Origin of the sequence: Microcoleus sp. PH2017_24_DOB_U_A, assembly GCF_020738205.1 — a bacterium.
GTDB lineage: Bacteria > Cyanobacteriota > Cyanobacteriia > Cyanobacteriales > Microcoleaceae > Microcoleus.
The window spans coordinates 1,362-7,972 of record NZ_JAEQCT010000182.1 but is presented as its reverse complement, the minus strand read 5'-3'; the positions used below and the strand labels follow the sequence as shown (position 1 = coordinate 7,972).

The following is a 6,611-nucleotide window of genomic DNA, read 5'->3' as shown; positions in this document are numbered from 1 at the left end:
AAGATTGTCGAAAGCATATTGAGTTATCTTCTGGCAAATTCCCGCTTCTTTAATCCATGTAAACTCAGGCTTTACATGATTGTTAAAGAATTTCTTGAGTAGGTATTTATTAGGCTTCAATCCATCTTGATCAAGGTTGCTCCAAGTAGCCAATCCCCAGTTATAAGTAAACCTCACTATTCCAGCGTGTTTGCTCATGACTGTTGTCTGACTCTTGTGCCGGCTTTAACTTTGTTTTGATGGATAAAAGCATTGCTCGACATCAACACGCTAATTTCACCGATACCCGAAACATCCCAGCGCAAGCGAGTGTCTTTACTGACAATCCAAGGTTTTTTGGGAATCGCGCAGGGTTTGAACAAAATGGTACATCGTAGATTTGTCTACAAGTGTACCACCTTGTCTATTTAATCGCTAGCTAGGTAGTAGCTCAGGCGTCGCTTTCAATGTGAATAAACAACAAACCCATTACCACAACCGGCATCAGCCAGCAAACAACCGGAATCAAAATCCAAGGCAAGAAAGAAGCAGCGTAGGAACCTGTCATATCAAAATCTCCAAACTAAAGTTAGTGTGTGGCAACAGGGATATTTGGGAGTGGAGTCTAATTGTTGACTAAACCCCGGAAAATGGCATCGATGCCGTTAAAGTTTTCGAGTAAGAAGTAGGCAGCAAAGACGCCGCTCATTCCGCCAATGAAGAAACCAGCAGTGAGCTGGCTCCAGCCTTCGCCGGTTTTCAGGGCTTCGGGAGTCATGGGATTGGCGCTCGGGTAGCTGCTATTGTCATTTTTGAAAGAGACTAAACCGTAGGCAGACATACCTGTTGTGCCGAGCAGAACTAAGACGAGGGCTGTAATTAATCCGCCGAGATTAGCTGCTTCTGGATAATCCCGCAGTGGGCCTAAGACGATTTGGGGGCCGACAAGGAAATAACCGTGTGCCAAACCGATTTCTAAACCTCGAACTAGGGGTGAGAGTCCTTTGCGGTAGGCGGGCAAATTCCCAATGAATGCTTGTGTGAAATCAGAAGCACTGATGGGAGTTGCGAGATGACCCGTGAAGGGGTCGCCGTTAAAGGGTTTAATAAGCTCTGCATCTCTGGGATCGGCCATATTCTCTTTTTCCTCGCTGTGCGTAAAAATTGAGGCGTTCAAGTCATATTTTACGCAGGGACGTGTTTCCTATTTGCATAATTGGCAGCTAGCTTTAGAAAAGTTCACTATTCTTTAGTTTTGGGAAGAATTTTTCTTTTGTCTCCTATACCAGAAAGCGAGTCGATCGGGCGACACTCCGAAAAAATAAGCAATAATTACTATTTGATTGATGGCGGTGGTTTTGAGTACCCCAAGCTGCTGCCAGCGGCGGGCGGATGTCAACACGGGCTCGGGTACGATTTGGATGCGGCCTTGTTTTTTCAACCGGCGTACAAATTCAAAGTCTTCCATGAGGGGCAAGTCAGGAAAACCGCCGATTTGGTCAAAGATAGCTGAATAAAGAAAAATGGCTTGATCGCCGTAGGGCATTTGCAGAAAGTGCGATCGGCAGTTTACTCCTATTTCTACGAGCAGCAGACAGAGCGTGCGGGCATCAATCTTGAGTTCAAAGGCCCCGGCGACTGTTTGGGGTTTGGCTAGTGCAAGGCGTGCGCCAGAGTCGTAGCCGGGAGGCAAAAGAGTGTCTGCGTGGAGAAACAGCAGAATATCTCCAGTAGCCAAGGCCGCACCTGCATTCATTTGAGTGGCGCGGCCTTGGCTACTGGAGACAACTCGGACGCCCAAAGATGTTGCTATTTCTGCGGTACCGTCGTTGCTGCCGCCATCGGCGACGATAATCTCAACATTTTTGGCATTTTGGGCGGTGGAAATGACTGAGGCAATTGTAGCTGCTTCGTTTAAGACGGGAATGATAATGGAAATTTTGAGATTGAGATTTTCGGGCGGCATAGAGAATCGATCACCGCTGGAGAGAGAGAGGGCGGGTTTTGTACAAAGCTTATCTGTTATTTCAACAGGTAGCGACAGTTTGATGGCTGACACATGGGGCGGATAGAAACCGGGTTTCTACGAATTTTACTCTCTGGTCACGATAAATATACGAAGAAACCGGGTTTCACTCTTGTCGCAAAGTGCGATCGCGAACTTGCCTTTTGAGTTCCTCGTCTGAAACCCTTGATTTCCCGCAGGTAATTCCTGTGTCTGGCAAGCGTTGCCCTCGTTCTCGATCGCCCTGAAACCCTGATTCTAAGATTGACAATCAAAAACTGTCCCTAGTTTGATTATTTACTAATTTATTTGCTAATTTTTGGCTTTTTCTCGCGCTTGCGACTATTGTCGCAAGCGCTGTCTAACCGCTGCATTTGGTTAGACAAATACATTTACTATAGTATGACGTTGTGGTTTCACAATCAAGTATTTTTTATGATTTATAGATGACAATTTTTAATGAATCAGAGAAGTTAAATATAGTTTATTTATTTCAAAATACTAATATCTAAACGCAGCAAATCCTCCGGCAAATCTATGTCTGCAAGAGTGGGAAGATAAGCAATATTGAGGTCAAGATTTTGGGCGATCGCCTGCGTAGAAGAAAATACCTCACTGGTTCCCCACTTAATTCCGCTGAACAATTCCGGTATCGATCGGCGCAGCCCGATTAGATAATAACCGCCGTCTGTTGCCGGGCCCAAAACTAAATCGTGCTGGCTCAGTTTGTCAAAAGCTTGTGCCATGATTTCTGCTTTCAGATCGGGACAATCAGTTCCTATAATTGCAGCTTTGTCAACCCCTGAATTAAAAGATTTTTGAAACGCTGCTGTCATTTTTGCCCCCAAATCGCCGTCTATTTGATTTTGATAAATAATATCTGTTCCCAACCAGTCTTGCATCTGTTGTTGGCTACCGCTTGTGTGGTGAATTTCCACTGATAATCGGCGGGAGTTTTGAAGAGAGAGGGCGCGGGCGATCGCCTTTTGTGCCATCAATCGGTGCAGGTTGGCAGCACCTGTTTTTCCCAGCACAGGAATTAGTCGAGTTTTGGCTTTGCCCGCTTCGGGATAGCGGGTGAAAACAATCAGTTTTTCGGAAATCATAGATTATTCATAATTTTTAAAGAAATGACCTAATGCAGTCCCGGACGCAGGGGGGGCTAAAAACCCGGTTTCTGCGCCGCCTGCGTCCACAATAATTTTTCGGAGAAACCGATTTTTTCGCGTCCGCGATTACTAATTTAATCCCTGGATTCAACCCATCCTAAAACACTGTCAACTGTCAACTGTCAACTGTCAACTGTCAACCGTTAGCTCATTTCTAGCATTCGCTGGATAGGTTGCAAGGCTGCTCGTTGCAGTTCTTGAGACATAGTAATTTCGGGGGTTTGATTTTTCATAGCTAGATACAATTTTTCCAAAGTATTTAATCTCATGTGCGGGCATTCGTTGCAAGCACAGGTATTATTGTTAGGAGGAGCGGGAATAAAGCGTTTGTGCGGTGTTTGCTTTTGCATTTGGTGAATGATTCCCGGTTCAGTTGCGACAATAAAAGCTTGGCAGTCGCTGGATTGAGAATATTTGAGCAAAGCGGTGGTTGAACCGATATAATTGGCGTGGCGAAGTACCGGAGGTTCGCATTCTGGATGGGCGATGATTTCGGCTTCGGGATTTTCGATTTTGAGTTGAACTATCTTTTTTTCTGAGAAGTTTTCGTGGACGATGCAGGCTCCTTGCCAGAGTTCCATGTGTCTGCCGCTTTGTTCGATGACGTAACGGCCGAGATTGCGATCGGGCCCAAAAATTATCGGCTGATTTTCGGGAATTTGGTTGACAATTTTGACGGCGTTGGAGCTGGTGCAAATTATGTCGCTCATTGCCTTGATTTGGGCGGTACAGTTAATGTAGGAAATAACTAAATGGTCTGGGCGATCGGCTTTGAAAGCTGCAAAGGCTTCGGGCGGGCAACTGTCGGCGAGGGAACACCCAGCATTTAAGTCTGGTAGCAATACTAATTTGTGGGGATTGAGGATTTTTGCGGTTTCTGCCATGAAATGAACTCCGGCAAAAACTATGACATCGGCGTTGGTGTTGGCGGCTTTGCGGGCAAGTTCGAGGGAGTCGCCAATGAAGTCTGCGATGTCTTGAATGTCGGAGTCTTGGTAGTAGTGGGCGAGAATGACGGCGTTCAACTCTTGTTTGAGGGCGTTAATTGCTGCAAACAAGTCGTCGGGCAGTCTGGTTTGGGTCAAGTTTTGAGCAGGTGCGGTGGTAAACACAGTTAAAATATTCCGGGGAAGGTGGCGGCTGGACTTAATATTTTGAATTATAGTTGAATTCACCAAAAACGGTGGTAAGCGGGTGGTTGGGTTGAAATAATCTAAAATCTAAAATCTAAAATCTAAAATTGGCTGGGGGAGAGTGCAAAAATTGGTCGCTGTTTCTTATGCTGAAGAAGAAGGGGCTAGGGATCGATCGCGCATGACAAATCAAATGAATCAGACTAAATCTATCAAAATTGCGGTGGTGGGGGACGTTCACGATCGCTGGGAAGCGGAAGACGGCGAGGCCCTGAAGCATCTTGGCGTTGATTTGGCGCTGTTTGTGGGGGATTTTGGGAACGAGTCGGTGGAGGTGGTGCGGGCGATCGCATCTTTGGACATTCCGAAAGCAGCAGTGTTTGGGAACCACGACGCTTGGTACACGGCGACGGAGTGGGGCCGCAGTCAGTGTCCGTACGATCGCGCCGTTGAGAATCGGGTAAAACAGCAGTTAGATTTAATGGGAGAAGCCCACGTCGGTTACGGGAAACGGGATTTTCCCGAATTGGACATAACGGTGGTGGGAAGCCGCCCGTTTACTTGGGGAGGTTCGGAGTGGAAGTACAACGATTTTTATTCGGAGTGGTTTGGCGTAGAAAGTTTTGAGGAGTCGGCGAGGCTAATTGCAGGGGCGGCGGCAGATGCGGACTGCGAAAATGTGATTTTTCTTGGTCACACGGGGCCGACGGGGCTGGGAGAGGCTGCTGAAGACCCCTGCGGGCGTGATTGGAAGCCGCTGGGAGGGGATTGGGGCGACCCGGATTTTGCTGAGGCGATCGATCGAACTCGCAGCGCCGGAAAGCACGTACCGCTGGTAACTTTTGGTCATATGCACCATCAACTGCGACATACTAAGCACGAGTTGCGGAAGTCAGTGGTGAGTGCGAAGGGTACGGTGTATTTGAATGCGGCCAGCGTACCGCGAATTGTGGAGAAAGAGTGCTCGAAATTGCGGAATTTCTCGATCGTCCTGCTAGAAAAAGGAACAGTGTCGGAAATGTCTTTAGTCTGGGTAGGGGAAGATTTCGCGGTGCAAAGAGAACAAATTCTTTACCGGCAGACTGAATCTGCTACTGCTTGTAGTTAGCGGCAATTGCTGGTATGATAAAATCTATGCGCCTGGAGAGGTGGCAGAGTGGTCGAATGCGCCTGACTTGAAATCAGGTGAACTGAAAGGTTCCGTGGGTTCAAATCCCACCCTCTCCGTTTTTGACAACTACGAAAAGAACTGGCAAAAAATCACCCCTGCGGGGGTGATTTTGCTTACCATGTAATTTTTCTAGCCAACTTACTCGATTTAAGCGGTTTCCTCATCCGCCGGATCGCCGTAGGGATCTTCGCTGGCGGGGGTCAGATTGCCGAACATTCCAGCATCCGCGTAGGAGTCGGCAAAATTTGTTTGTTGGTGGGCTGCCCAAAGCGAAGTGAAGCAGCCGGACGGGGCGAGTCCGAAACCAAAAGCAGCACTGGTGAGGGAGAGAAGGCGGGATTTATCAGTCCGGCGGGATTTAACTGCGCCTCCGTGCTTGTCTGAAATGGTGGCAATTTTTTTGTGGAAATTCTGGAGATGTCGATCGCACTGCTGTATGAATAATTAACCGAGATAGAAAGCCACAGTGGCTTTTCAGAATTTTTATGAAAATCCAAAATATAATTACTGCTGGATTGTCGATCGCCCTTTTATTGGCTGCAACCAAATATATACCTGATTTTAACCAGCAAAACCAAGTCAAGCAACTGCTGGAGACCAAACAGTGTCCCGAATGCAATCTCAGCAATGTCAACTTGAAGGGAATGGACTTACAAGGATTTAACTTGCAGGGAGCAAACCTAGAAGGTGCTAACTTATCAGGAGCAAAACTGGCGAATGCCAACCTAAAAAATGCCAACTTGAATAAAGCCAACCTGACAGGTTCTGATTTGGGATGTAGTGGCATAAGTTTCAATCTTGATACTAATGGTCAAGCAGCAAATATGGATTTTAAAGTCAGTGCTGTACCCGAAAAGAATAACCCAGAAAATGCAGTAGTTGGTTTTAATATGAAATCAACAGACCGAGGAACCACAATGCGTTTCAATCTTCCGGGATGCGCGGATTTCGAGAATGCTACAATGCAGGAAACTAAAATGCCCGATGGCAACATTCATCCTTAATTATCTCCAGTTATCTCCTTGAACCCTCGGCGATTGAAATCGCTTCTACACATACGAAGTCCGCCTGCGCGGACTAAGAAATAATATCAATTCCGGTTGCACCGGAATGACAAGCGAGGAGACTCAAGATGCCGTTTCCCTACCCCAGAT

11 protein-coding genes and 1 tRNA gene are annotated in these 6,611 nt (G+C 46.8%); 3 read left to right on the top strand and 9 right to left on the bottom strand.

Going from position 1 to position 6,611, the window contains the following annotated elements; translation table 11 throughout:
• The 8 genes from JGK07_RS32485 to nadA form a co-directional block, all read right to left on the bottom strand.
• On the bottom strand, positions 1 to 198 hold a 198-nt coding region (locus JGK07_RS32485), incomplete at its 3' end, for a helix-turn-helix domain-containing protein (protein WP_293226761.1).
• Positions 195 to 362, bottom strand: coding sequence for a hypothetical protein (locus JGK07_RS32480; protein WP_293291234.1), 168 nt, complete (start codon positions 360 to 362; stop codon positions 195 to 197). The genes JGK07_RS32485 and JGK07_RS32480, both read right to left, overlap by 4 nt.
• 68 nt (positions 363 to 430) lie before the next feature.
• A complete protein-coding gene (locus tag JGK07_RS32475; RefSeq protein WP_293148481.1) occupies positions 431 to 547 on the bottom strand; it encodes a photosystem I reaction center subunit VIII in 117 nt (38 codons plus the stop codon).
• 57 nt (positions 548 to 604) lie between these two features.
• Entirely contained in the window at positions 605 to 1,114 is a 510-nt protein-coding gene (locus JGK07_RS32470; RefSeq protein ID WP_293148482.1) for a photosystem I reaction center protein subunit XI, read from the bottom strand.
• Between the two features lie 114 nt (positions 1,115 to 1,228).
• Positions 1,229 to 1,945: a TIGR04283 family arsenosugar biosynthesis glycosyltransferase gene (locus JGK07_RS32465; RefSeq protein ID WP_293187131.1), complete on the bottom strand. Its 717-nt coding sequence runs from the start codon at positions 1,943 to 1,945 to the stop codon at positions 1,229 to 1,231.
• A gap of 166 nt (positions 1,946 to 2,111) precedes the next feature.
• Positions 2,112 to 2,255, bottom strand: a complete 144-nt coding sequence (locus JGK07_RS32460; RefSeq protein ID WP_293187132.1) for a hypothetical protein — start codon at positions 2,253 to 2,255, stop codon at positions 2,112 to 2,114.
• Between the two features lie 217 nt (positions 2,256 to 2,472).
• Complete coding sequence (locus JGK07_RS32455; protein ID WP_293208950.1) at positions 2,473 to 3,090, bottom strand: TIGR04282 family arsenosugar biosynthesis glycosyltransferase; 618 nt, start codon at positions 3,088 to 3,090, stop codon at positions 2,473 to 2,475.
• 206 nt (positions 3,091 to 3,296) lie between these two features.
• Positions 3,297 to 4,265: a quinolinate synthase NadA gene (gene nadA / locus JGK07_RS32450; RefSeq protein WP_293220909.1), complete on the bottom strand. Its 969-nt coding sequence runs from the start codon at positions 4,263 to 4,265 to the stop codon at positions 3,297 to 3,299.
• A 214-nt stretch (positions 4,266 to 4,479) separates the two neighbouring features.
• On the opposite strand from nadA, the gene JGK07_RS32445 reads away from it, so the two are divergent.
• On the top strand, positions 4,480 to 5,394 hold the full coding sequence (locus JGK07_RS32445; RefSeq protein WP_293187138.1) for a TIGR04168 family protein: 915 nt from the start codon (positions 4,480 to 4,482) through the stop codon (positions 5,392 to 5,394).
• A 34-nt stretch (positions 5,395 to 5,428) separates the two neighbouring features.
• Positions 5,429 to 5,513 (top strand) — tRNA-Ser (locus JGK07_RS32440).
• Between the two features lie 144 nt (positions 5,514 to 5,657).
• Here the strand turns inward: JGK07_RS32440 and JGK07_RS32435 are convergent.
• Positions 5,658 to 5,954 (bottom strand): hypothetical protein, encoded by a 297-nt coding sequence (locus JGK07_RS32435; RefSeq protein WP_293187134.1) that lies wholly within the window; start codon positions 5,952 to 5,954, stop codon positions 5,658 to 5,660.
• Here JGK07_RS32435 and JGK07_RS32430 point away from each other — a divergent pair.
• Positions 5,943 to 6,461, top strand: a complete 519-nt coding sequence (locus JGK07_RS32430) for a pentapeptide repeat-containing protein (protein ID WP_293187135.1) — start codon at positions 5,943 to 5,945, stop codon at positions 6,459 to 6,461. The two genes, JGK07_RS32435 and JGK07_RS32430, sit on opposite strands and share 12 nt — an antisense overlap.
• Positions 6,462 to 6,611: the final 150 nt, after the last annotated feature.